Genomic DNA, 23,790 nt, shown 5'->3' on the forward strand with positions numbered 1-23,790 from the left:
GGTCGCACTGAATAGTTTGGAACGATCCATGCCGACCCCTGTCACCTCCGAGGTCGCCGTCCTAGATGGGCAGGCTGGATCCGCCCAGGCTCTCCCCGACTTCTCCAGCGAGGCTTACAAGGACGCGTATAGCCGTATCAACGCGATCGTTATCGAAGGTGAGCAGGAAGCTCACGACAACTACATCTCCCTTGGCACTCTGATCCCCGAGCAGGCGGATGAGCTGGCACGACTGGCCAGGATGGAGATGAAGCACATGAAGGGCTTCATGTCCTGTGGACGGAATCTTGGTGTGGAGGCTGATATGCCTTTCGCGAAGGAGTTCTTTGGGCCTCTCCACGGCAATTTCCAGACAGCTCTGAAAGAGGGCAAGGTGGTGACATGCCTGCTCATTCAGGCATTGTTGATTGAAGCCTTTGCGATTTCCGCATATCACATCTACATCCCTGTCGCTGATCCCTTTGCTCGCAAGATCACTGAGGGGGTGGTGAAGGATGAATACACCCACCTCAACTACGGGCAGGAGTGGCTGAAAGCCAACTTCGAGGCGAGCCGCGAGGAGCTGATGGAAGCCAACAAAGTGAATCTTCCCCTGATTCGCTCCATGCTCGAGCAGGTGGCTAAAGACGCCGCTGTTCTCAAGATGGAGAAGGAAGATCTCATCGAGGATTTCCTCATCGCCTATCAAGAGGCACTCGAAGAGATTGGTTTCACATCCCGGGACATCGCTCGGATGGCTGCTGCGGCTCTCTCCATCTGAACCTCAAACCCCTTGGTTCGGTCCGGTTCGCCCACAGGCACGTTGTGCAGAACACGTGCCAACGTGGGACGATGATCGATCAGCCCACCATCGGGTGCGGTTCTGTTTCATGCGTTCACACACGACCGTTGGCGTCACATGTTTGGTCTGATCGGACATTCCACAAGTTTTGAAGCCGCCAGGCGGAAGGCTTCCGAACTTGGGTTCGATCACATCGCCGAGGGTGACCTCGATGTGTGGTGCAGCGCCCCTCCTCAGCTGGTGGAGCACGTTGAGGTCACCAGCGCCACGGGGCGAACCATTCAGGGTGCCTACATCGATTCCTGCTTCGTGCCGGAAATGCTCAGCCGTTTCAAGACGGCACGCCGCAAGGTGCTCAATGCCATGGAGCTCGCCCAGAAAAAGGGCATCGACATCACAGCTCTTGGCGGCTTCACGTCGATCATTTTCGAGAATTTCAACCTGCTGCAGCATCAGCACGTGCGCAGTACAACCCTGGCCTGGGAGCGCTTCACCACGGGCAATACCCACACAGCCTGGGTGATTTGCCGTCAGGTTGAAAACAACGCTCCCGCTTTAGGGATTGATCTCAAGAAGGCCTCCGTGGCAGTTGTAGGAGCAACCGGCGATATCGGCAGTGCCGTCTGTCGCTGGCTCTCGTCCCGCACCGGTGTGGCCGAACTGTTGCTCGTTGCCCGGCAACAGAAACCGCTCGAAGAGCTTCGGGAAGAGCTGGGTGGCGGTCGGATTCTCAGCCTTGAAGATGCCCTGCCAGAAGCGGATGTGGTGGTTTGGGTCGCCAGCATGCCTCGAACCCTGGAGATTGATACATCGCGACTGAAGACTCCCTGTCTGATGATTGATGGCGGTTATCCCAAAAACCTCGATGCCCGTGTGGCAGCCAAAGGCATTCACGTTCTGAAAGGGGGGATTGTTGAATTCTTCACCGACATCGGATGGTCGATGATGGAAATCGCCGAGATGGAGAAACCTCAGCGTCAGATGTTTGCGTGCTTCGCCGAGGCCATGCTTCTCGAGTTTGAGTCGCACCACACCAACTTCAGCTGGGGGCGCAACAACATCACCCTTGAGAAAATGGATTTCATCGGTGGGGCCTCCGTTCGCCACGGTTTCACCACCCTCAATCTGCAGGGCCTGCCGCAGGCTGCAGTCGCCTGACCTCACTCTCTTGATTCGCCATGCCACGCCGTCCGCTGCTCGAGTTCGAGAAACCCCTGGTTGAACTTGAGCAGCAGATTGAACAGATCCGGCAGCGTGCGCGCGACTCCGAGGTTGATGTCAGCCCCCAGCTTCATCAGCTCGAAACGCTTGCCGCGCGCCGTCGCGAGGAGATTTTTAAGTCCCTCACGCCAGCTCAAAAGATTCAAGTCGCGCGTCATCCCCACCGCCCAAGCACCCTGGACTACATCCAGATGCTCTGCGACGACTGGGTGGAGCTCCATGGTGATCGGCGCGGCAGTGACGATCAGGCCTTGATCGGAGGCATCGGTCGCCTGGGCGATCGTGCCGTGCTGTTGATCGGACATCAGAAGGGACGGGACACGAAAGAAAACGTGGCGCGTAACTTTGGAATGGCCACCCCCGGCGGCTATCGCAAGGCCCTGCGTCTGATGGACCATGCCAATCGCTTTGGGCTGCCCATCCTTTCGTTCATCGATACTCCCGGCGCCTATGCCGGTCTGTTGGCTGAAGAGCAGGGGCAAGGGGAAGCGATCGCGGTGAACCTGCGCGAGATGTTCCGATTCAGAGTGCCCATCATTGCCACCGTGATCGGAGAGGGCGGCTCCGGGGGCGCCCTAGGGATTGGCGTCGCCGACAAGCTGCTGATGTTCGAGCACAGTGTTTACACGGTTGCCAGTCCCGAGGCCTGCGCATCCATTCTTTGGCGTGATGCAGGAAAAGCATCCGAAGCAGCTTCGGCGCTCAAGATCACCGGACCGGATCTGCTCAGCCTCGGTGTGGTGGATGAGGTGCTTCCTGAGCCCGTTGGTGGCAATCACTGGGCTCCTTTGGAGGCTGGCGAGATCTTGAAGGAGGCCCTGACCCGCAATCTTGAGGGTCTTCTGCAGCTCTCCGAGGACGCATTGAGAGAGCAGCGCTACCGCAAATTCCGGGCCATGGGGCAGTTTCTTGATGATTTATCACCAGAAGCCCTCATGGCTGAGTAGGGTGCCTCGGCTTGCACGGATCCATTGCCTTCCGTACTGATCACAGGTGCATCCCGCGGTATTGGTCATGCTGCCGCCAAAGCCTTTGCCGCAGCCGGGTGGGATCTGCTTCTGGTGTCTCGAAGTGAGGCGGCGCTTCAGTCGCTCTCGGCTGAATTGTCCACCAGTGGCAGCCGCGTTGCCTATCGCGCCATCGACCTCACGGATTCTGAAGCGATCGCTCCTGGCCTCAACGAACTCCTTGGCCAGGGACTTCGCCCCTCGGTTCTGATCAACAATGCGGGTGCGGCTTACACGGGTGACTTGCTTGCCATGCCGCTTGATCGCTGGGAGTGGATGATGCAGCTCAATCTCACCAGTGTCTTTCAGGTTTGCGCTGCTGTGGTTCCCGCCATGCGACCCGCTGGTGGTCTCGTCATCAATGTGAGCAGCCATGCCGCACGCAACGCCTTCCCCGGTTGGGGGGCTTACTGCACGGTCAAAGCAGCCCTCGCCAGCTTCACCCGTTGCTTGGCGGAAGAGGAACGTGGCAACGGGATCCGTGTCTGCACACTCACGCTCGGTGCTGTGGATACGTCACTGTGGGATTCCCCTACAGTCGACAGCACTTTCGATCGCCGTGCGATGCTGCCCGTGAATCAGGCAGCGTCCGCACTCCTGCATCTTGCTCAGCAACCTGCCACTCAGGTCATCGAAGACCTCACTCTGATGCCGGCCACCGGCGCTTTCTGATCACAGTTTGATATGACTTCAACTCTCCCTGTCTCCACAAACGGCAACGGTTCCGCCAGCCAGAACGCAAAGCTTTCCGCGCTTCAATCCCGTGTGTCTGATCGGATTCGTGCACGATTGCGGGAACGGGATGTGTCGTTCCTTGCCAACGACAATGTGGCAGACCATCTCCTTCCCGGAGAACTTGATGCCTTGCAAGTTGAGGTGGCGGACCGTGTTCGCGATTTGCTGCATTCTCTTGTGATCGACATCGAGAATGATCACAACACCGCCGAGACGGCCGAGCGTGTGGCGAAGATGTACCTGCACGAGGTGTTCAAGGGCCGATATCACCAGCAGCCGAAAGTGGCCAGCTTCCCCAATGTGAAGCGCCTGGATGAAATTTATACCGTTGGGCCCATCACAGTGCGCTCGGCCTGTTCTCACCACCTGGTGCCCATCATGGGCAACTGCTGGATTGGTATCAAGCCCGGAGAGCGAGTCATCGGTCTGTCGAAATTCACCCGCGTTGCTGATTGGGTGTTTTCAAGGCCTCACATCCAAGAAGAGGCGGTGATGATCCTTGCCGACGAGATCGAGCGACTGTGCGAACCCCAGGGCTTGGGCATCATCATCAAAGCTCAGCACTACTGCATGAAATGGCGGGGTGTGAAAGAGCCCCAAACCAGCATGGTGAATTCAGTGGTTCGTGGTGATTTCCGCCATGACCCAAGCCTGAAGCAGGAATTCTTTGAACTCGTGCGTCAGCAAGAAGCGCTTCTCAGCACCTGATAGGGAGTGGGCCAACGCTGGCCCTCAACGGTCAATCGGTGACGGGTCCGAGCACGTTGCTCGAAATCCGTTGTACCTTTCCATCTGAGTTTTTGACGACAAGAACGGCCATCAATTGATGTCCGCGGTCACTGGGTTGAAGGCGGTAGCTGCTTTCACTGACGGTATTGACCAGCTGCCAGTTTCCCTGGTTGTTGCGTCGATACCAGTGGATGTGCACTTCATCGAACCCCCCACCTTGAAGCATCAGCTCAGCTTTGATCAGTTGTCCTTCCCTGGCTTTGCCGATCAGTTCAAAGCGCTTCAACCCTTCGATCGCTTGTTCGAGGTGGCCTTCGCTTTGGACGTCACGATTGATCTGGCCTTCCAAAACCTGAATCTGCTTCTGGGGACTGGCGGTGAGTCCTGGAACGCACTGAAGGCTGCCGTTTTCGAGACGGCAACCCGGCAGCAGGCCCTGGGCTGACATCCCCACCGGCAGTCCTGCCATCAAAACCAGAAGCAGGGGTGACAGCCGAATCATCAAGCTGGGGGGCATCAGGCATTCAACTTATCCAAGCCTGCGAGCTCTGTCTTCAAGAGAATCCACGAGCGCTTGCACCCGAGCGAGATCTTTCACCCCAGGGCTGATTTCCAATCGACTCGATGCATCAAGGCCGAAGGGATGCACGCTGTCGAGGTTGGGCACCCACTCCGCGCAGATTCCGCCGGCAAGCCACCAGGGAGCTCCTCCCTTGAGGTGCATCTGGACTTTGTTCAGCCAGATCGGGTTCAGTTGGTGCCCTGTGCCTCCCAGGTGCTGGGAGCTCCAGGCATCGATGAGCAGTGCATCCACGTGGTGGGTGTAGCGGTGGATCGCCTCAAGATCAGCATCATCCCGGAGGCGTAAGGCTTTCCACCAGCGGATGCTCGGGTACTTAGCCCGAAGGTCTGCGCAGCGTGCCTGTGATTCCTCACCATGCAGCTGAACCACCGACGGCATTCCTTCACCACTCAAGAGTTCATCAAGTGTGTTGTCGTCGGGGTCAGCGGCCACCCAAACGCGCTCAACATCGGATTGAGAGGCCAGCTTGGCGTAAATCTCCCTGCGCCTCTCGGGCGCGACGTAGCGAGGAGTTCCCTCCACGCCGATCACGCCGATGGCCTGCACCCCCATCGCAGCGATGGCGCAAGCTTGATCGCTGTCGGTCAGACCGCAGATCTTGAGGTGCAGGGCCAGGCCAGCCATGGCGAAAAGCGGCGATCGCAATCCTTTCTAGGATCATGGAATTGATGCCGACCGGCTTCGCCGGTGAATCTCTTGGGTGATGGCTGGCAACTGATGCGCATCGGTGGCATCCCACTGCGGGTCCATCCCAGCTGGTTCATCATTCTGGTGCTATTCACCTTGGCGTTTCAGCGCGAGGTCGCCCAACTTCCCGCAGCACAAGGCCTTGTCTGGGCCAGCTGGTTGACGGGATTTCTGACTGCCCTACTCCTCTTCGTCTCCGTTCTTCTGCACGAGCTAGGGCATTCGGTGATGGCGCTCCGCGAAGGGGTGAAGGTCAGCAGCATCACCCTCTTCCTTCTCGGTGGGGTGGCCAGAGTTGAAAAGGAATGCCCCACACCGATGGGTGCCTTGCGCGTCGCTGCAGCTGGCCCCGCTGTGAGCCTGATGCTTGCTGCCGCTCTGCTGGCCAGCATGCATGCAGCTGACCACGTGAATCCTCTGCTGGGAAATTTGGTCACCCAGCTTGGCTGGCTCAACCTGATTTTGGCCTTGTTCAACCTGCTGCCTGGCTTGCCTCTTGATGGCGGCCTGATTCTCAAAGCTTTGGTTTGGCAGTGGACGGGCAGTCAGCGCAAAGGCATTCAGGTGGCGACAGCCAGCGGCCGTTGTCTGTCGCTGCTGGCCATGATGATCGGCTTCTGGCTGATGTTCAAAGGGGGCGTTTGGACAGGCCTCTGGTTGGTGATGCTCGGCTGGTTCGGCATGGGCGCTTCACGCAGCCAAACCCAAACCCTGGCTTTGCAGCAGGTTCTTCAAAAAGAAACGGTCGGTAAGACGGCATCCCGACACTTTCGTGTTGTTGAAGCCGATCAGCCTCTGCGCACGCTGAGCCAGATGAGGCTCGGGGCTGTGGATAGCGATCAACCTCGCCTTTCCGATTGGGTGCTGGTCTGCAAGAACGGTCGTTGGGTCGGCTTCATTACCGATCAACCTCTGAGGGATTTGCCCGTGCAGCAGTGGGATCGGCAGACCATCAGTGATCATCTCCAGCCCCTCGACCGTTTGCCGTCCATCCAACAGTCATCGCCTCTTTGGAAGGCGGTGCTCGCTCTGGAGCAGAGCGAACAGGGACGTTTGCTCGTGCTCAGCCCTGCAGGTCTCCCCGACGGCACCCTGGATCGCAGTGAGCTTGGTGAAGCCGTGCTTCGAGGGCTGGCCGTGAAACTTCCCGATGCCATGTTGGAAAGCGCGAGGCGGAACAACACCTACCCCCTTGGTCTGCCCTTGCTGCAAGTGGTCAACAGCATGCAAGCTTCAGGCCTTCTCGATCCTCAGGCCTAAACAGACTCGAGGCTGTAGCGGTTCGCGAGTGCGTTCATCCGCTGAAGCTCTCTTGGGGAGAGGGCTTCCCTGCGCCATTCCAGATCGAGGCTGAGCCTTTGGAATGACTGCTGGAGGGCGAGTTCAAGGCTTGCTGCCGAGGGGGCCGAAGGCGTCCAGCAGGGGGGCGAGGTTGTAAACAAAGCCTCCCAGAGGCCCTCAGGAGGAGTGAGGGGTATTTCCCCGTGCTGCAACAGCTGACCCCGTTTCCAGAATTGGGCACTGCCGATGCGTTTGCAGCCGCGGGAATCGACCAGATCAGCCGTTGTGGACTGGGCGAAACAGTCAGCCATGATCCTGTCCGCCGCAGCCGTGCCCGGTTTGAGATGGAGACCCAGAGCCTTCAGTCCCTCCTGAAGACACTGGTTCACCTGGAGATAAGCCTGTCGGCGTTGACGGGGGGGATTGGCCCAGATCAGGGCATAGGTGAGTCCGCCTGCATGCAGCACGGCGCCACCTCCGCTGGGGCGCCGCACCAAATCCAAGTCACCGCGCGCGGCGAGCTGCCGCCACAGGTCGGTTGGGGGACCCTGGTGGCGTCCTAAGGAGAGGGTAGGGCGACTCCACTGGTAGAAACGCAAAATCAGGGCATCAGCCCTGCTGCTGCAGCTCTGCTCCAGCAGCAGGGTGTCAAGGGCCATCTGTTCAGCACCGCTGCGGGTCTGGGTCGGCACAAGCCGAGCTGGGCAGCGTCCGCCGGACGGGCAAGATGCAGGCAGCGTCATGGCAGCGATGACATTGGCAGAAGGTCTAGTGGTTCTGCCGATGGGACTGCTCGCGGGAGCTCTGGCAGGCCTGCTGGGCATCGGCGGCGGATTGATTTTCGCGCCCCTGTTGCTTTGGATGGGCCTCACTCCGCATCAGGCCCTCGCCACGAGCACCTTCGCCATTGTTCCCACCGCCATCGGTGGCAGTTTCACCCACTGGCGGAGCCGTTCCTTGCCGCTGCAGCCTGGCCTGGTGATTGGCCTGACGGCCTTTGCGACCGCATTGATCTTCAGTCGCCTTGGTGGTTTGGTGGCCGGCTGGCACCTCTTGGCCCTGCAGGCCCTGTTGTATCTCGTTTTGGCTGGCTCAATCCGAGCTGATCGTGAAGCATCTCCGACGAGTGATGGGCAGGAGCCATCGCCCTGGGGGTTGTCGGCTGTCGGCGCTGTGGCGGGTCTGTCCGGAGGACTGCTTGGCCTGGGTGGAGGGCTGTTGATGGTGCCCCTGATGGTGAGTGGATTGTCGATGCCCATCCGTCAGGCCATTCGACTGAGCACGTTGGCCGTGGCCTGTTCGGCCAGTGCAGCGTCGCTCCAGTTTCTCCAGGAAGGACGGGGATTGGCCTCGATGGGGGTGCTGCTCGGAGGCGTTGCTGCAGTTTCGGCCCAGTGGACTGCATCCCGCCTGGATCGGGTTAGGCCGGGAATGTTGGCCTGGCTTTTACGGCTCCTGGCCCTGGTGCTGGCCATCGACAGCGGACGACGGGCCATCGCCCTTGCGCTACCCCTGAATTGAACTCAGCCGCCAGTCCAGGCGATCAGAGGCTGCAGGCCAAGGGCGATCACCAGGCTGACAATCACGCCGATGAATGCTTTCCAAAGATCACTGCCGATGATTTTGCCGAGACTGCCTCCGGATCGGTTGGTGAAGACGTACTCGAATTCCTGTTCTTTGATGCGCAGGGCAATTTCACGACCACCCAGCAAACCCAGGAACACCCACGTTGTGCTCAACGGGAAGGTGCTCAGAAATGCCTTGTACAGCAGGCAAAGTCCGAACATGAAGTCGATCACCGTGGCCGAACGCAGGTCGGCGGTGTTGGTTTTGCTGCGCAGAACACCCTGAATCGGACCGCCGCCGATAGCGACGAGCACACACAGCCCGATGCAGAGGATGGCGGTGCAGACCAGCATCGGGAATAACCCAAGCTCGCGGGGAAGGAAGACGAAAATGTTGGCGAGATCCTGCACCATCCACATGCTCCAGAGGAAGCCGGTGGAGAACCACTGCAGGCCGTACCAAACCCTGTTGAAATCCTTGCCTTCCTGGGTCCGCCGGAACACCCAACGCTCCAGCAGCCACATACCAAGTCCCCAGGCCGCCAGACCGAGGCAGAACGCCAAGAAGTAACCGGAGAGCGAACTTTCAAGAAGTTTGGGGATGTTCTTGGGAACAAATGCGGAAAGCACCAGGAAGGATGTGCTCACCGGTGCACCCCAGGCGGTGAGGCCCAGCACCGCAATCGGCGGAATGATGTAGACCCAGGTGAAGTTTTCGGGAATCGGGAATTTCTCCAGCCGTCCCCAGGCCGGTTCGCCGCCATTGATGAACCAGCCGAGCATCAACACGACGATCGTGACGCTGCAGATGAACAGCATCTGCACCACTTTGGGGGTGCGTTTCTTGTTCGACGAGATATAGGTGCCAAGGGTCTGGAGCGAGTCGTTGGCGACCACTGAATAAGCGGCCAACAAAAAGCCGATGATCATCCAGATGTTGACGTCCATCAAACCGGTTCAATCTCCACCTTTTTTAGTGATCAGCCATTGCTGCCAGTGTGTTGCGCACAACAGCTGCAGTGTTCCCGTCCTCACTGCTGCCTTTTCTAGAGGTCAATTCAAAACAGTCAGCGTCTGAATCGGCACTGCTTTGGCCCAATTGGCGAGGGCCTCGAGTGCGGAGCGATCGGGAAGACAAATGCAGCCACTGCCGGGGTTGCATCCATGGATGCCCAAGCCTGAGCGGGTCGTTTCAAAACGGGGCGTGAGGGTGAGCCAGATGTCATCTCCCCAGGCTTCAGGCAGACCCAGGGAGTACTGGCCTGAGGGAAGAGGGGCCCCGTTGCCTGGAGACCAACGGCGATCGAGGAATTGGCTGGATGCAAATCCGCTCACGGCCTCCCAGCGGGCCAGGAGTCGTTCCTTCTGGTGGAGCTCCAGGGTCCAGAGGCGTTCTCCATCAGGGCGTTGGCGCTGCGTGCGCTGAGCCGTCAGCGACAGGGAGGCTGAGCTCAGCGTGGCAAGGAGTTCCTGGGTGGGGCCGAGCTGTCCTGGTGGCTGCGTGCTCTGCGCCTTTGGTTTTGATCGACGCTCGAGGCTGGAGGCCTCTGCTGATGCAGGGGATGGGAAGACTTGTTCCAGTGGCGTCCGCCTCCAGCAGCCCTGGAGAAGCACTGCAGCCAGCACCGGCCAACACCAGTGTGCGTGCGGTGTTCCACGGGTCATCGCGCCCGGTCCAGCAGTTCCCAGAAGCCTGCGTCCAGCTCGAAGCCCAGGCTTGCGGCCATTAGGGAGAGGTTGCCGCGTTGATGTCCGGGAACCCCGGCCTCTGCCCCCAGTTGATCCAGCACCATCAACCGGTGCGTGACCCAGAGCTCGAGTGCCTGGGGGTCGAAGCGGATTCCTTCGCTGGGGCGAAAATCATGGGGAACCAGCATGGCCACATGCTGGATGAGGCATCCCTTGGGACGATCCAACAGCAGGGGAAGCCAGGGATAGCGGGCATCAGCGCGTAGCGCCCAAAGCCTGGGTTCGGCACACTCACTGAGCTCCCGAGGATCTTCCGGCGGACGGGGCCATTCGTAGCTGAGCTCGAGAACAGCCCCGTTGTTCAACAGCTTGGACAGGGGCTGATCCATCCACTGGACCAGGGCCTTCAGATCCAGCCGCTGGATCGCATCGGCGGTAACGGTCAGCGAAGGCTGGTGGCATCCGGCTTCCATAAAGGTGTGACAGGCCTTTGCGAATGATGGCGTTTGACGGGGGCGAGGCGGAAGAATGCAAGGGTTTCCAGGTCCGACATGGTCAGCTCCATCACCCAGGCCGAAATCTTCATTGCTCTCGTGGTCGCTGCCCACGCAGGGGTGCTTGCCGTTCGTCTTTGCGTCAGCCTCTACCGCGCTTGATCGCACCCGAAGGCTGCACGCTTGTCCCCTTGGCAGGGTGTGTTCTCTGCGTTACAAGCGGACATGCAAAACGCAGTTCCCAAGCCAACGGATGCGGCCTCTCTCGCTGCGCTTCTCCAGCATCAAAACGATCGCAGGGAACTGGTGTGCAGTTCCTTGGCGTTGGCTGTAAAGCTCGGCCTCACCCTCCTGGGTGTGGTCAGCTTGTTTCGTCTGTCGGTGGCTTACCAGGAGCGACTGGATCGCCATGGTGAGATGGCTGCTGTTGTCGACGTCGAGACCTCCAAACTTCAGTCATTGCAGCGGCGTTTCGACACGTTGTTCACCCTTGGTGGTGATGAGCGTTTGATGGATGAGCAGGATCAATGGATCGCACCGAACCGTCTGAGGGTGATTTGGCGCTGAGTTTCGTGATCCAGCGCTGAGGGTTGCAGCATTGAAGGGCAGACTGGCTTTCTTCCAAGGGTTTTGAGATGTCCACGCCCGGCACCGTTCTGATCACCGGCACCACGTCAGGTGTGGGCCTGAATGCCACCTGTGCTCTGGTGAAGCGGGGCTGGACGGTGATCACCGCCAACCGCAGCCCCCAGAGGGCCGCGGCGGCGGCTGATGAGATGGACCTGCCCAAGGAGCGGCTTCAGCACGTGTTGATGGATCTGGGCGATCTCGACAGTGTGCGCCGAGCGGTGGATGCCTTGCCGGATCGATTGGATGCCGTGGTGTGCAACGCCGCGGTGTACAAACCGAAGCTGAAGCAGCCGGAGCGTTCGCCTCAGGGCTACGAGATCTCAATGGCCACCAATCACTTCGGCCATTTCCTGTTGGTGCAGCTGCTGTTGGGCCGTCTGCAGAACTCCAGCCATCCCTCCAGGCGGGTGGTGATCCTGGGCACCGTGACAGCCAACTCGAAGGAGCTGGGGGGCAAGATTCCTATCCCCGCACCGGCGGATCTTGGGGACTTGTCCGGGTTTGAGGCTGGCTTCAAAGACCCGATTGCCATGGCCAGCGGCAAGCCGTTCAAGCCCGGCAAGGCCTACAAAGACAGCAAGCTCTGCAACATGATCACCACCCAGGAGCTGCATCGTCGCTTGCACGGGGAGACGGGGATCACCTTCACCTCGCTTTACCCAGGCTGCGTGGCGGACTCCCCTCTGTTCCGCAACACCCCCAAGGCCTTTCAGACGATTTTTCCCTGGTTCCAGAAAAACATCACCGGCGGTTACGTCTCCCAGGCCTTAGCCGGAGAACGCGTGGCGGATGTGGTCGCCAATCCCGACTTCGCCGAATCCGGCGTGCATTGGAGCTGGGGCAACCGCCAGAAGAAGGATGGACAGCAGTTCAGCCAGGAGCTTTCTGACAAGGCCACCGACCCAGACACCGCTCGGCGGGTCTGGGACCTGTCGATGCGGTTGGTGGGACTCTGATCAGTCGAAGCCGAGGAGGTCGAAGATCTCCCGATCCTTCAAGGATGTGGCTTCGAGGGGCTCCACGTTGTCGAGCATGTTCTGAGCGAGGCGCAGGTATTCCTCACGGACAGCTTGCACCGCTTCGTCGTCATCATCCATCTCGAAAATCGTGCACTTCTTCAGCCGGGATCGACGAATCGCATCCACATCCTTGAAGTGGGCCATGGTGCGCAGGCCCGTGCGTTCGTTGAACTTGTCGATCTGATCGGTGTCCGCCGAGCGGTTGGCCACGACGCCGCCAAGCCGCACTTTGTAGTTCTTGGCTTTGGCCTGAATCGCCTGAACGATCCGATTCATCGCGAAGATCGAATCGAAATCGTTGGCCGTCACGATCAGGCAGTAGTTGGCGTGCTGCAGCGGGGCGGCGAAACCACCACACACCACATCACCCAACACATCAAAGATCACCACGTCGGTGTCTTCCAGCAGGTGGTGCTCCTTCAGCAATTTCACCGTCTGGCCGGTGACATAACCACCACAGCCCGTCCCAGCCGGAGGACCACCACTTTCAACGCACTGCACACCGTTGAAGCCGGAGAAAACGAAGTCCTCCGGACGCAGCTCCTCGCTGTGGAAGTCGACTTCCTCAAGGATGTCGATCACCGTCGGCACCATTTTGTGGGTGAGGGTGAAGGTGCTGTCGTGCTTGGGGTCGCAGCCGATCTGCAGCACCCGTTTGCCCAGCTTGGAGAACGCGGCCGAAAGGTTGGACGAGGTGGTTGATTTGCCGATGCCTCCCTTGCCGTAAACGGCAATCACCAGGGTTTCCTCTTCGATGTTGACGGAGGGGTCCTGATGGACCTGCACACTGCCTTCGCCGTCCGTGGGACGCTTCAGGGTCGTGGTCATGCAGCGACCTTCGCACAATGGATCAATATCATTCAACAGCAGTGGATGTGTTCTGTCTGGGATTCAGCGAGAAATGAAAGATCTGCTTTCAGAAGCTTGAGCTTGGCGATCGATTATTGGTTGGTTGGCTTAAATAATTGAGTGAAAATGCTCATGCCTTGTAGTGGGCTTTGGCGTCATAGAGCGTTTCGCTGCTGATTTCCTTGCATCCCACGGTCCTGGCATACGACTCAGCATTGCGCCGAACTTTTCCACGCACAAAGAATGGGATTTTCTTCAGTTCTGCTTCGCCATCAGCGGTCCAAATCAATTGCCCTGATGGGGCTTCATCCTGGCAGCCAGATGCGCGCACGCTCTCAGTGCCGTGGTTGTTGCCGGCGCCCGCACCGCCTGCATGACCCAGATGACTCTGGTGTCCATCCACAAACTCGAAGTCGTGGCGGAACATGCCGATGAGGTGCTCTTCCAGACCCATCATCAAGGGGTGCACCCAGGCATCGAAAATCACATTGGCGCCTTCCCACCCCATCTGAGGGCTGAGGCGGGCCGGAACATCCTGAACATGCATCGGCGTGCTGATCACAGCGCAGGGAATGCCAAGTCGTTTGGCGCTGTGCCGCTCCATCTGGGTGCCCAGGACCAGTTCAGGAGCCGCCTCGGCCATGGCGGCCTCGACCGCGAGATAGTCGTCACAGATCAGGGCCTCGAGACCCAGCTTTTTGGCGGCTGCGCGCACAGGTCTGGCCATTTCCCTGCTGTAAGAGCCCAGTCCCACCACGGTGAATCCCAGTTCTTCGCTGCAGATCCTCGCTGCGGCAATGGCGTGGGTGCCGTCCCCGAAGATGAACACCCGCTTGCCCGTGAGGTACGTGGAGTCCACCGACTCGGAGTACCAGGGCATCCGGGATCGCTGGTATCCCTCGGCAGCTTCCGGGGGAGTCATCCCCAGCAAGGCATGCACCTCAACGAGAAAGTCGTGGGTTGCCCCCATCCCGATCGGCACCGTTTTGCTGAACGGAATGCCGAAATTGCGTTCCAGCCAGCTGCAGCTGGATTCAGCCACTTCCGGATAAAGACACACATTCAGGTCGGCCTGGGGGAGCCGAAGGATGTCCTCCACACCCGCACCCAGAGGAGCGACAACGCCGACGTCGATGCCGTGCAGCGATAGCAGTCGCTGCACTTCAAGCACATCGTCTCGACAGCGGAAACCAAGCAGGGATGGACCCAGCAGATTCACCCGCGGGCGACGCCCCTCATGCTTCCAGGCCTGCACGTCATGCGACGGTTGGGGCGGCACAGACTGTTTGAGCAGGCCGCGCATCAGTTGGTAAAAGGTCTCAGAGGCTCCCCAGTTTTCTTTCTTGCTGTAGGCGGGCAGCTCCAGGGTGACCACAGGCATGGGTAAGCCCATTCCCTGTGCCAACGCACCAGGCTGGTCTTGGATCAATTCAGCTGTGCAGCTTTCTCCCACAAGCAACGCATCGGGTTGAAAGCGATCCGCTGCTTCTTGCACGTGCCGCTTGACCAGTTCTGCCGTATCGCCTCCCAGATCCCTGGCCTGAAAGGTGGTGTAGGTCACCGGTGGTCGCTGCCCGCGGCGTTCGATCATCGTGAAGAGGAGATCGGCATAGGTGTCGCCTTGCGGTGCATGGAGCACGTAGTGAACCCCGTGCATCGAGGCGGCAATGCGCATGGCTCCCACATGGGGTGGGCCTTCATAAGTCCAGAGGGTTAATTCCATCGATTCAGGCGTGGACGGGGTGGTCGGAAGCTTGTGGATGCAGGGCTGAATGAATCAACTGGCGCCTGTGCAGTGGCCGGGAGAACAATTCGGCAAGGTCGCCTGCCTGGTCGATGCCATGGATCGGACTGAACACCAGTTCGATCGACCATTTGGTGGTGATCCCCTCCGCTTCCAAAGGGTTGGCGAGCCCCATCCCGCACACCACCAGATCCGGGTGGCCTGCGCGCACCCGATCCAACTGCCGTTCCACGTGCTGCCCCTCCACCACGGTTGTTCCATCAGGAAGCAAGGCCAGTTCTTCGGCCATCTGCTCCCGATTGAGATAAGGAACCCCGACTTCCACCAAGTCCATGCCGCATTCCCTGTGCAAAAAACGGGCTAGGGGAAGTTCAAGTTGGGATTCCGGCAGCAAGAAGATGCGCTTTCCTGCCAGAACCTCTCGATGGGGGGCGAGGGCGATCCGGGCCCGGGCTTCGAGAGGATCGAGCACGGCCCGAACGCTGGCTTCCGGACAATGGAAGTCGGCTGCGGCAGCTTCCATCCAGCGCCTGCTGCCCTCGGCGCCGAGGGGGAACGGTGCCTTGAGCACCGTGGCACCCCGATCACGCAGCAACCGTGCGGTCTCTGTGAGGAAAGGCTGTGTCAGCAGCACCGTGGTACCGGAACCCACCGGTGGCAGCTCGGAAGACTGGCGCGGCGGGAGACTGCGCACGCTCTCGATGCCGAGTTTTGAGAAGAGGTGGATCAGGCGATCCTCCACGGCATCAGCCAATGTGCCCACCAGGAGAAGCTGACGGGACTCGCTGGCCGGCAGCAGAGGCACGAGGGCTGCCAGCGCCCCGTCTTCCCCCTGGGTGAAGGTGGTTTCGATACCACTCCCGGAATAATTCACAACCCGAACGCGCCCCTGAAGCTCTTCATTGAGGCGTTCGGCGGCTCGGGCCAGATCCAGCTTGATGACCTCGCTGGGACAGGACCCCACCAGAAAAAGCGTGCGGATTTCTGGGCGCCGCATTAGAAGTTCCCGGGCAACGCGGTCGAGTTCGTCGTGGGCGTCAGCCAGTCCGGCAAGATCACGCTCACTGAGAATGGCCGTGCCGAAGCGAGGTTCGGCAAAGATCATCACTCCGGCGGCGCTCTGGATCAGGTGGGCGCAGGTGCGTGATCCCACAACCAGAAAAAAAGCATCGGGCATGCGGCGGTGCAGCCACACGATCGATGTCAGGCCGCAGAACACCTCCCGAGGCCCAGACTCCTTGAGAAGATTGGCGCTCATGACGTCTGCGTCCACAGGTACTGGTCTCACCATGACGCTGGAAACTCAAAAGGAGCCAACTCCCTGAAACTCTTTGGGATCGTCACGGTCCACATCTGGAAATCTGACTACATTTCGACCGTCGATCAGACGATTTCATGGCTTCACTGCGTGTTCTCCCTGCCGTTCTGGCTCTCGGCCTTGCCCTCGCTGCCTGCCAATCCGCTGAAAAGAAAGCGGCTACGGATGAAGTGAAGGTGGCCAAAGGTGTTGAGGCGGTTTGTGCCGCTCAGGCTGATGTTGATGCAGCCGTGATCGCCGTCAATGCACTCACACCGGAGTCAACCGTTGCTGATGCTGAGAAAGCAGGCAAAAAGCTCAATAACGCACTGTCTTCACTCAACAAAGCTGAGGATCAGCTTGCCAAGGCGGAAGTGAAGGAATACCGCGATCAAGTGGAACTCTTCCGTCAAGCGGTCGACGACGTCAGTAAAAACAAAGATCTCACCCTTGCCGAAGCCGCCGAACAGTTGAAAGGCAAAGCCGCACCCGTGGTGGCCGCTCGCGAACAACTGGCTGCGACCACCGTTTGCGTGGCTGTGGAAGAAGACACCAAAGCCGAGGACTCCATGAAGGAGGACTCCATGAAGGATGACACCCAGAAAGATGACGCCAAGTAAGACGATTCCATGAAGCAGGGCGCCGATCAGGATCCCTCTTCAACGCGCAGCGTCGTTCAGAGGCGACGGCGGAAGCGATCGTCGCCGTAGCTTCCGCCCGATGTGGCGTTGGAATCATCGATTTTCGTGAGCCGCCACACGTTTCGGCTCACACGCTTGGCGCACAGCCCACCGCGCTCCACCTGCTCGGTCCCAGGCCGGGCACCAAGCAGAAATCCCACTTCCGCAGTGCTCAGCGGAGCACCTGTTTCCAGAGCGAGTGCTGTGAGCTCGAGCCGCTGCCGCAAGTGCTGAAGGGTTTGGCCTTTGTCGTGATTTTGGGATTGCAGCCAAGGCAATTCTCCGTGCCCCTCCCCGGCTAAACGCTGCATTAGGCCGTAGCTCACTAGTCCAAGTGCCTGTTCGGCATTCAGCTCAGTGACTGACTGTTCTTCGTTCAGGCGGGGCTCCGGCGCAGACGTCATCAATCCTGATGCAGTTGGGCTGAAGGTATCGGCTTGTCTGAACAGCGCAAGCGCAATCCAAAGAAGCCCACTCGGCTTCCGGTAATATCCGCGCCATGAATCGTTTCGCCGGCTTCGATGCCAGGGAGCGGCGCGTTGGCGGCAGCGCCCTCGTCACCGGTACAGAGGTCCAACCCTCTGCGAGCGGAGCCAGCTGTGTTGTCACCACCGACTCTGAATCGTCGCGCTTGACCCGGCGTAATAGCCACGTGCAGTCGATCGAATTGCGCACGCACGTGTTCATCGACTCTCTCCAGCCTCAACTGGCTGCCTATATGGGGTCAGTGAGTCAGGGATTTCTTCCCATTCCAGGGGATGCCTGTTTGTGGATGGAAGTGTCTCCTGGAATGGCCGTTCACCGTGTCACTGACATCGCCCTAAAGGCCAGCAATGTGCGGCTGGGCCAGATGGTGGTGGAACGGGCGTTCGGCTCGATGGCTCTTTACCACCGTGATCAGAGCACGGTGCTCCACTCCGGAGATGTGGTGCTCGAGGCGATTGGCAGTTCTATCGACCAGCGCAGTCCTGCTGAAGTGAGCTGGACTGAAGTGATCCGTGCCATCACGCCTGACCATGCGGTGCTGATCAATCGCCAGAACCGCCGGGGTTCGATGATCGAGGCGGGGATGAGCATGTTCATCCTCGAGACCGAGCCGGCTGGTTACGTGCTCATCGCTGCGAATGAAGCCGAGAAGTCATCCAACATCACACTGGTTGATGTGAAGGCGGTTGGTGCTTTCGGACGGCTCACCCTTGCGGGTCGAGAAGGGGATGTTGAAGAGGCTGCAGCCGCCGCGATGCGCGCCATCGACCAAGTGAATCAGCGAACAAGATTGCGCTAATTCAGTCCAGTTGAAGGCGTCGTCGCAGTCCTGCCGCCAGGTTGCGTGCTGCTTTCCCGCGGCTGCCCAGTCTCGATAGCTGGGACGCATTGAGTTGGCCGTAACTGCAGCCTGCCTCCCGCACCCAGAACAGGGATTCAATCCCTCCACCTGGATAGGCAGGGGCATGAAGCAGCTCACCCCAACAGAATCCCTCCGCTTCCTCGTCACAGTTGCCTTCAGGTGAGCAGAGCACCATGGCGCTGCGGAAGCAGGCGCTTCGGTAGGGACTGTCGGCCATGGCGGCGAGAAGGCGTTCCAGCTTGTCGTGGTCCGATGCTGCGAACCTCGCCGTGTAGAGCCCCGGAGCACCGTCAAGAGCATCGATTTCCAGGCCGGAATCGTCAGCAAGCGCCCAGCAGCCTGTGCGTTCCGCTGCGGCTCGTGCTTTCAACCGAGCGTTTTCGAGGTATGAGCTGCCTGTTTCCTCAACATCAAGATCGGAGGGTTGGCGACAGACGTCGACATCGATCGGGCCGAGCATGGCTTCAATCTCGGCAACCTTGTGTGGATTGCCACTGGCGATGATCAGCCTGCGCAAGGCACCGTCCTAAGAGCGTTCCATTGTGTGGGATCAAGGGCGCATCGCGGCAACGGTTTTGGCATGACGCTTTGTAAACAAAGACTTTGTGAGGCGCTGGCAACCCAATGTGTTCGAGCGCTCACCGGAGCAGCAGCAGTGGTTCGCATCAGTGATGGCAAGGGTCATTAGCTGGCCTTATGAAGTTCACTATGGACAGTGATCTCGAGAGGTCTCTGAATCGCTTGACGGCCAGGCCTCTGGCAGAGCAGTCTCGGCGGCGAACATCCTCCTCCTTTCTCGGTAGGCAATGGCTAACGAAACCATGGGCATCGCTCTCGGCATGATCGAGACCCGCGGCCTCGTCCCCGCGATCGAAGCTGCTGACGCCATGACCAAGGCCGCCGAAGTGCGCCTGATCGGTCGTGAGTTCGTCGGTGGCGGTTACGTCACCGTGCTCGTGCGCGGCGAGACCGGTGCAGTGAACGCTGCAGTGCGCGCTGGCGCCGATGCCTGTGAGCGTGTGGGCGACGGCCTTGTTGCTGCTCACATCATTGCTCGCCCCCACCGCGAAGTGGAGCCTGCACTGGGCAACGGCAACTTCCTTGGTCAGAAGGACTGAGATCAGTTGATCCTCTAAATCAGAGGTTCGCCTGTTCAACACCCCCTTCACCGACTTAACGGAGTTTTCTCATGAGCAAGAAGTACGACGCCGGGGTCAAGGAGTACAGAGACACTTACTGGACTCCCGATTACGTTCCCCTCGACACCGACCTGCTGGCCTGCTTCAAGTGCACCGGCCAGGAAGGTGTGCCCAAGGAAGAAGTTGCCGCTGCTGTGGCTGCTGAATCCTCAACCGGCACCTGGTCCACTGTGTGGTCCGAGCTCCTCACCGACCTCGACTTCTACAAGGGCCGCTGCTACCGCATCGAAGACGTCCCTGGTGACAAGGAGTCGTTCTATGCCTTCATCGCTTACCCCCTCGACCTGTTCGAAGAGGGTTCCATCACCAACGTTCTGACCTCCCTGGTCGGCAACGTGTTCGGTTTCAAGGCCCTGCGTCACCTCCGTCTGGAAGACATCCGCTTCCCGATGGCGTTCATCAAGAGCTGCTACGGCCCGCCGAACGGCATCCAGGTCGAGCGCGACCGGATGAACAAGTACGGCCGTCCCCTGCTGGGTTGCACCATCAAGCCGAAGCTCGGCCTGAGCGGCAAGAACTACGGCCGTGTGGTCTATGAGTGCCTGCGTGGCGGTCTGGACTTCACCAAGGACGACGAGAACATCAACTCCCAGCCCTTCCAGCGTTGGCAGAACCGCTTCGAATTCGTTGCGGAAGCCATCAAGCTGTCCGAGCAGGAGACCGGTGAGCGCAAGGGTCACTACCTCAACGTGACCGCCAACACTCCCGAAGAGATGTATGAGCGCGCTGAGTTCGCCAAGGAACTCGGCATGCCGATCATCATGCACGACTTCATCACCGGTGGCTTCACGGCCAACACCGGTCTGTCGAAGTGGTGCCGCAAGAACGGCATGTTGCTGCACATCCACCGCGCCATGCACGCGGTGATCGACCGTCACCCCAAGCACGGCATCCACTTCCGCGTTCTCGCGAAGTGTCTGCGTCTGTCCGGTGGTGACCAGCTCCACACCGGCACCGTGGTCGGAAAGCTGGAAGGTGATCGTCAGACCACCCTCGGCTATATCGACCAGCTGCGCGAATCCTTCGTGCCCGAAGACCGCAGCCGCGGCAACTTCTTCGATCAGGACTGGGGTTCCATGCCTGGCGTGTTCGCCGTTGCTTCCGGCGGTATCCACGTCTGGCACATGCCCGCCCTGGTCACCATCTTCGGCGACGACTCCGTTCTGCAGTTCGGTGGTGGTACCCACGGTCACCCCTGGGGTTCCGCTGCAGGTGCTGCGGCCAACCGCGTGGCCCTCGAGGCCTGCGTCAAGGCCCGCAACGCCGGCCGTCATCTCGAGAAAGAGAGCCGCGACATCCTTATGGAAGCCGGCAAGCACAGCCCCGAGCTGGCTATCGCCCTCGAGACCTGGAAGGAGATCAAGTTCGAGTTCGACACCGTCGACAAGCTCGACGTTCAGAACTGATCGTCTCTTTGGCCGGTTGATGCAACCGGCCCAACATTTTTCTAACTACCAGGATCCCCATGCCTTTCCAGAGCACCGTGGGTGACTATCAAACAGTCGCCACCCTGGAGACCTTCGGCTTTCTTCCGCCGATGACCCAGGACGAGATCTACGACCAGATCGCGTACATCATTGCCCAGGGTTGGAGCCCGCTCGTCGAGCACGTCCACCCCAGCAATTCCATGGCCACCTATTGGTCCTATTGGAAGCTCCCCTTCTTCGGTGAGAAGGACCTCAACGTTGTTGTGAGTGAGCTCGAGGCTTGCCACCGCGCTTACCCCGACCACCACGTGCGCATCGTCGGTTACGACGCCTACACCCAGAGCCAGGGTGCCTGCTTCGTGGTTTTCGAAGGACGCTGATCCTTCGACCCTTTGGTTCCGAGCCCTGACTTGATCAGGGCTCAAGCTTTTTTCGGAGGGGCAGGTGCCCCTTCACTTCACGACGACACCCACGGGCGGACATGGCAAGACTTTCCAGTCGCGAACTCGCACTTGAGCGCCGCAAGGCGCTGACCACCTCCGGCAAGAAGTCCTCTGTGGCTGCAGGCGATGGCGCGAATCGCGTGCGTACTGCCGCTGATGCCCGTCCAACCCGCACGGACGCTGCTGCCGCCGTTGAGCCCACGGCTCCAGCTGCTGCCGCTCCTGCGAAATCCTCGGTGTCGTTCACCCCAGCATCTCCTTCCCGCCATTCCCAGGTGAAGCCCCAGCGTCATCCCAGCCGGGATCTCGTGCTCGCCCGTCGTGAGGCCCTGTCCCGCCGCGGCAAGATCGCCGACACCAGCCGCGACCGCAACCGCGCTGACGTTGCCCGTCAGACTCAACCAGCGCAAGCCGTTCCAGCTGCCGAACCCACCAAGAGTTGCGGCTGTGGTGGTCAGCGTGCTGCTGAGAAGACTGCATTGAGCGTTCCCGCACCCAAGCTGTCAGCCCGGACCGAGCGTCGCTCTGCAACCCCCAAGCGTCGTGCCATCGAGAACCCCAGCCGCGCGCTGGTGTTGGCACGCCGCGAGGCGATGTCGAAGCACGGCAAAACCGCTGGTAAGCAACCCACCAGTGCCGCTGCTGTGGCCCGTCAGGCCAACCCCGACCTCACCAGCCGTGAGTTGGCTCAACAAGTGCGTGAGCTTCGGGCGAAAGCCGGCGCCCGTAATAAGCAGAGCGCTGGGGTGACCCGGCCCACTGGACCCAACCGTCACGGAGCCAAGCAAGCGGCTGCCGCTGATGCCCACTGGAAGGTCGGTGAGAGCACCACGAGTTCTGGCCAAACTGTCACCGGCACTCAGGCCAACCGTTCGGTGAAGACCACCGGTAACGAGGCCAGCACCTGCCGCTCGATCACGGGCACCGAATATCTGGGCGCCGAAGTGTTCCAGACGTTCTGTCAGCAGGCACCTGAGCCCACCACCCCCGCCAAGGTTCGTATCACCGCCACCAGCCATGGCAACCGCGTCACCGGCAACGAAGTCGGTCGTTCGGAAAAAGTCACTGGCGACGAGCCCGGCACCTGCAAGAACGTGACCGGCACCGAGTACATCTCTGCCAACCAGTCCGCCGCCTATTGCGGTAGCGGTGTGACGTCCCCGCGCAAGGTGGGCCACAGCCTCACCGAACAGGGACGTCCTGTGAGTGGTGTGATGGTGGGTCGCTCCGCCAGCGTCACCGGCGATGAAGCCGGGTCTGGCCGCAGCCTCACCGGTGATCAATATCTTGGTTCAGATCCTTTGCCCGATGGTCGGCCTGCCGCCAAGGTGGGCCTGTCTGGAACCCTGTCTGGTACCGGCGTCACAGGCACCATGGTGGGTCGTTCGGCCCAGGTCACTGGTGATGAATTTGGCTCCTGCCATCGCGTCACCGGCGATCAATACATCAGTGCTGAACAGGTCAATGCCTTCTGTGGCGGCAAGCCTGAGCCGGAAGCCGCCAAGGTCGGTTTCAGCATCACCAACCGCAATCAGGTGGTGAGTGGCACCCGCACCGGTCGTTCTGAACGGGTCACCGGCGATGAGCCCGGCAGCTGTCAGGCCGTCACTGGTACTCCCTATGCAGGTCTCGAGCAGGCTGGTCAGCACTGCGGTACTCCTGCTGTGCAGGCCATTCGCGAACGCACGCCTGTGCGCCCCGGCACGCCGTCTGCCGCCATGACAGGCATTCAGCCCGGTGTGGGTGGTGTGATGACGGGCGATGAAAAAGGAGCCTGCGAAGCCATTACCGGTACCCCTTATGTGGGCGCAGATCAGCTGGCCACAGCTTGCGGTAATGACGCTCCCGCTGGAACTGAAAGCCACGGTCAATCCCCTGAGGGTGCAGCCTGGACCCGCTTCAGTGTGATGTCTCCCGCTCGCGCCGCTCAGCAGCAGCGTGATTCCCGTGGTGCGGTCACCGGCACGTCCTATGAGCAGGGCAATCGCATTACCGGCCCTTTTGACATGGCCGGTGGCAAGGTCACCGGCACCGAGCAGTTCCGTTTCGACAATCGCGAATTCCAGCGTCGTCAGTTCCAACCCACCGTGGCGGTGGTGAGCGAACCGGACGAAAAGCCCGCCTCCCGCGTCACCGGCGAGGGATCTTCCACCAAGATCACTGGTGATGACTGGGATCGTGGTGAGCATGTCACCGGAACTGAGGGTGCCTCGGCTCGCCGGCGTAACCCAACCCGTCCCGGCCCGATGAGCGCCATGGCTCCCTACGAGCGCAAGCGCAATCAGGAGAACGAATGGCCTGTCAGCCGTGTGACTGGTTCCAGTGGCAACACGGAAAAGGGTTCCCTGATCACCGTCTCCGGCGGCGCAAGGGGCTGATCCG

General features: G+C 60.0%; 27 protein-coding genes. 16 read left to right on the forward strand and 11 right to left on the reverse strand.

The genetic code is table 11. The features are described from left to right. Positions 1-28: 28 nt before the first annotated feature. The 5 genes from KQ296_RS09530 to folE all read left to right on the forward strand — a co-directional run bounded on the left by KQ296_RS09530 (position 29) and on the right by folE (position 4,452). Entirely contained in the window at positions 29-760 is a 732-nt protein-coding gene (locus tag KQ296_RS09530) for an aldehyde oxygenase (deformylating) (RefSeq protein ID WP_011932566.1), read from the forward strand. Between the two features lie 138 nt (positions 761-898). Beyond that, positions 899-1,939 carry a long-chain acyl-[acyl-carrier-protein] reductase gene (locus KQ296_RS09535; protein WP_011932567.1) on the forward strand — a complete coding sequence of 347 codons (1,041 nt, stop codon included), beginning with the start codon at positions 899-901 and terminating at the stop codon, positions 1,937-1,939. Between the two features lie 20 nt (positions 1,940-1,959). After that, positions 1,960-2,949 carry an acetyl-CoA carboxylase carboxyltransferase subunit alpha gene (locus KQ296_RS09540; protein ID WP_011932568.1) on the forward strand — a complete coding sequence of 330 codons (990 nt, stop codon included), beginning with the start codon at positions 1,960-1,962 and terminating at the stop codon, positions 2,947-2,949. Between the two features lie 24 nt (positions 2,950-2,973). Further along, positions 2,974-3,681 (forward strand): SDR family oxidoreductase, encoded by a 708-nt coding sequence (locus KQ296_RS09545; protein WP_011932569.1) that lies wholly within the window; start codon positions 2,974-2,976, stop codon positions 3,679-3,681. A gap of 12 nt (positions 3,682-3,693) precedes the next feature. After that, a complete protein-coding gene (gene folE / locus KQ296_RS09550; protein ID WP_011932570.1) occupies positions 3,694-4,452 on the forward strand; it encodes a GTP cyclohydrolase I in 759 nt (252 codons plus the stop codon). A 31-nt stretch (positions 4,453-4,483) separates the two neighbouring features. Here the strand turns inward: folE and KQ296_RS09555 are convergent, their stop codons facing one another. Next, a complete protein-coding gene (locus KQ296_RS09555) occupies positions 4,484-4,975 on the reverse strand; it encodes a hypothetical protein (RefSeq protein WP_259726463.1) in 492 nt (163 codons plus the stop codon). A 27-nt stretch (positions 4,976-5,002) separates the two neighbouring features. After that, positions 5,003-5,680, reverse strand: coding sequence for a phosphoribosylanthranilate isomerase (locus tag KQ296_RS09560; protein ID WP_011932572.1), 678 nt, complete (start codon positions 5,678-5,680; stop codon positions 5,003-5,005). Between the two features lie 72 nt (positions 5,681-5,752). Here KQ296_RS09560 and KQ296_RS09565 point away from each other — a divergent pair, with 72 nt between their 5' ends. After that, complete coding sequence (locus tag KQ296_RS09565; RefSeq protein ID WP_041428773.1) at positions 5,753-7,003, forward strand: site-2 protease family protein; 1,251 nt, start codon at positions 5,753-5,755, stop codon at positions 7,001-7,003. Here KQ296_RS09565 and KQ296_RS09570 read toward each other — a convergent pair. Beyond that, positions 7,000-7,767 (reverse strand): lipoyl protein ligase domain-containing protein, encoded by a 768-nt coding sequence (locus tag KQ296_RS09570; protein ID WP_011932574.1) that lies wholly within the window; start codon positions 7,765-7,767, stop codon positions 7,000-7,002. The genes KQ296_RS09565 and KQ296_RS09570 overlap by 4 nt on opposite strands. On the opposite strand from KQ296_RS09570, the gene KQ296_RS09575 reads away from it, so the two are divergent. Beyond that, the gene (locus tag KQ296_RS09575) at positions 7,766-8,545 is read left to right on the forward strand and encodes a sulfite exporter TauE/SafE family protein (protein ID WP_011932575.1); all 780 of its coding nucleotides are present in this window, start codon (positions 7,766-7,768) and stop codon (positions 8,543-8,545) included. The two genes, KQ296_RS09570 and KQ296_RS09575, sit on opposite strands and share 2 nt — an antisense overlap. 2 nt (positions 8,546-8,547) lie before the next feature. Here KQ296_RS09575 and KQ296_RS09580 read toward each other — a convergent pair whose 3' ends face one another. The 3 genes from KQ296_RS09580 to KQ296_RS09590 all read right to left on the reverse strand — a co-directional run bounded on the left by KQ296_RS09580 (position 8,548) and on the right by KQ296_RS09590 (position 10,751). Beyond that, positions 8,548-9,537: a hypothetical protein gene (locus KQ296_RS09580; protein WP_011932576.1), complete on the reverse strand. Its 990-nt coding sequence runs from the start codon at positions 9,535-9,537 to the stop codon at positions 8,548-8,550. A gap of 105 nt (positions 9,538-9,642) precedes the next feature. Next, positions 9,643-10,254 (reverse strand): hypothetical protein, encoded by a 612-nt coding sequence (locus tag KQ296_RS09585; protein WP_011932577.1) that lies wholly within the window; start codon positions 10,252-10,254, stop codon positions 9,643-9,645. After that, positions 10,251-10,751: a CRR6 family NdhI maturation factor gene (locus tag KQ296_RS09590; protein WP_011932578.1), complete on the reverse strand. Its 501-nt coding sequence runs from the start codon at positions 10,749-10,751 to the stop codon at positions 10,251-10,253. The genes KQ296_RS09585 and KQ296_RS09590 overlap by 4 nt, the downstream gene beginning before the upstream one ends. Before the next feature lie 78 nt (positions 10,752-10,829). On the opposite strand from KQ296_RS09590, the gene psaM reads away from it, so the two are divergent. From psaM to KQ296_RS09605, 3 genes are all read left to right on the forward strand, one after another. Further along, positions 10,830-10,934 carry a photosystem I reaction center subunit XII gene (psaM, locus tag KQ296_RS09595; protein ID WP_006043638.1) on the forward strand — a complete coding sequence of 35 codons (105 nt, stop codon included), beginning with the start codon at positions 10,830-10,832 and terminating at the stop codon, positions 10,932-10,934. A gap of 63 nt (positions 10,935-10,997) precedes the next feature. Beyond that, complete coding sequence (locus KQ296_RS09600) at positions 10,998-11,339, forward strand: hypothetical protein (protein WP_041428776.1); 342 nt, start codon at positions 10,998-11,000, stop codon at positions 11,337-11,339. Positions 11,340-11,407: 68 nt separating this feature from the next. Then, positions 11,408-12,358, forward strand: a complete 951-nt coding sequence (locus KQ296_RS09605; RefSeq protein WP_011932580.1) for a protochlorophyllide reductase — start codon at positions 11,408-11,410, stop codon at positions 12,356-12,358. Here the strand turns inward: KQ296_RS09605 and bchL are convergent, their stop codons facing one another. From bchL to KQ296_RS09620, 3 genes are all read right to left on the reverse strand, one after another. After that, entirely contained in the window at positions 12,359-13,249 is an 891-nt protein-coding gene (gene bchL, locus KQ296_RS09610; protein ID WP_011932581.1) for a ferredoxin:protochlorophyllide reductase (ATP-dependent) iron-sulfur ATP-binding protein, read from the reverse strand. 151 nt (positions 13,250-13,400) lie between these two features. Then, entirely contained in the window at positions 13,401-14,993 is a 1,593-nt protein-coding gene (locus KQ296_RS09615; RefSeq protein WP_011932582.1) for a ferredoxin:protochlorophyllide reductase (ATP-dependent) subunit B, read from the reverse strand. 4 nt (positions 14,994-14,997) lie between these two features. Then, positions 14,998-16,272, reverse strand: a complete 1,275-nt coding sequence (locus KQ296_RS09620; RefSeq protein WP_041428401.1) for a ferredoxin:protochlorophyllide reductase (ATP-dependent) subunit N — start codon at positions 16,270-16,272, stop codon at positions 14,998-15,000. 137 nt (positions 16,273-16,409) lie between these two features. Here KQ296_RS09620 and KQ296_RS09625 point away from each other — a divergent pair, with 137 nt between their 5' ends. Then, the gene (locus tag KQ296_RS09625; protein ID WP_011932584.1) at positions 16,410-16,931 is read left to right on the forward strand and encodes a hypothetical protein; all 522 of its coding nucleotides are present in this window, start codon (positions 16,410-16,412) and stop codon (positions 16,929-16,931) included. A 56-nt stretch (positions 16,932-16,987) separates the two neighbouring features. On the opposite strand, the gene KQ296_RS09630 is transcribed toward KQ296_RS09625, so the two are convergent. Then, a complete protein-coding gene (locus tag KQ296_RS09630; RefSeq protein WP_011932585.1) occupies positions 16,988-17,395 on the reverse strand; it encodes a hypothetical protein in 408 nt (135 codons plus the stop codon). Positions 17,396-17,490: 95 nt separating this feature from the next. On the opposite strand from KQ296_RS09630, the gene KQ296_RS09635 reads away from it, so the two are divergent. Continuing rightward, on the forward strand, positions 17,491-18,276 hold the full coding sequence (locus KQ296_RS09635; protein ID WP_011932586.1) for a BMC domain-containing protein: 786 nt from the start codon (positions 17,491-17,493) through the stop codon (positions 18,274-18,276). Position 18,277: 1 nt separating this feature from the next. Here KQ296_RS09635 and KQ296_RS09640 read toward each other — a convergent pair whose 3' ends face one another. Then, complete coding sequence (locus tag KQ296_RS09640) at positions 18,278-18,856, reverse strand: non-canonical purine NTP pyrophosphatase (protein WP_011932587.1); 579 nt, start codon at positions 18,854-18,856, stop codon at positions 18,278-18,280. Between the two features lie 289 nt (positions 18,857-19,145). On the opposite strand from KQ296_RS09640, the gene KQ296_RS09645 reads away from it, so the two are divergent. The 4 genes from KQ296_RS09645 to KQ296_RS09660 all read left to right on the forward strand — a co-directional run bounded on the left by KQ296_RS09645 (position 19,146) and on the right by KQ296_RS09660 (position 23,786). Then, a complete protein-coding gene (locus KQ296_RS09645) occupies positions 19,146-19,457 on the forward strand; it encodes a BMC domain-containing protein (protein ID WP_006169870.1) in 312 nt (103 codons plus the stop codon). A 71-nt stretch (positions 19,458-19,528) separates the two neighbouring features. Beyond that, the gene (locus tag KQ296_RS09650; RefSeq protein ID WP_011932588.1) at positions 19,529-20,944 is read left to right on the forward strand and encodes a form I ribulose bisphosphate carboxylase large subunit; all 1,416 of its coding nucleotides are present in this window, start codon (positions 19,529-19,531) and stop codon (positions 20,942-20,944) included. A gap of 59 nt (positions 20,945-21,003) precedes the next feature. Next, entirely contained in the window at positions 21,004-21,345 is a 342-nt protein-coding gene (locus tag KQ296_RS09655) for a ribulose bisphosphate carboxylase small subunit (protein WP_006043651.1), read from the forward strand. 101 nt (positions 21,346-21,446) lie between these two features. Continuing rightward, positions 21,447-23,786 (forward strand): CsoS2 family carboxysome shell protein, encoded by a 2,340-nt coding sequence (locus tag KQ296_RS09660; RefSeq protein ID WP_011932589.1) that lies wholly within the window; start codon positions 21,447-21,449, stop codon positions 23,784-23,786. Positions 23,787-23,790 lie beyond the last annotated feature (4 nt).

Source organism: Synechococcus sp. CS-197 (assembly GCF_025128215.1).
Classification (GTDB): domain Bacteria; phylum Cyanobacteriota; class Cyanobacteriia; order PCC-6307; family Cyanobiaceae; genus Synechococcus_C.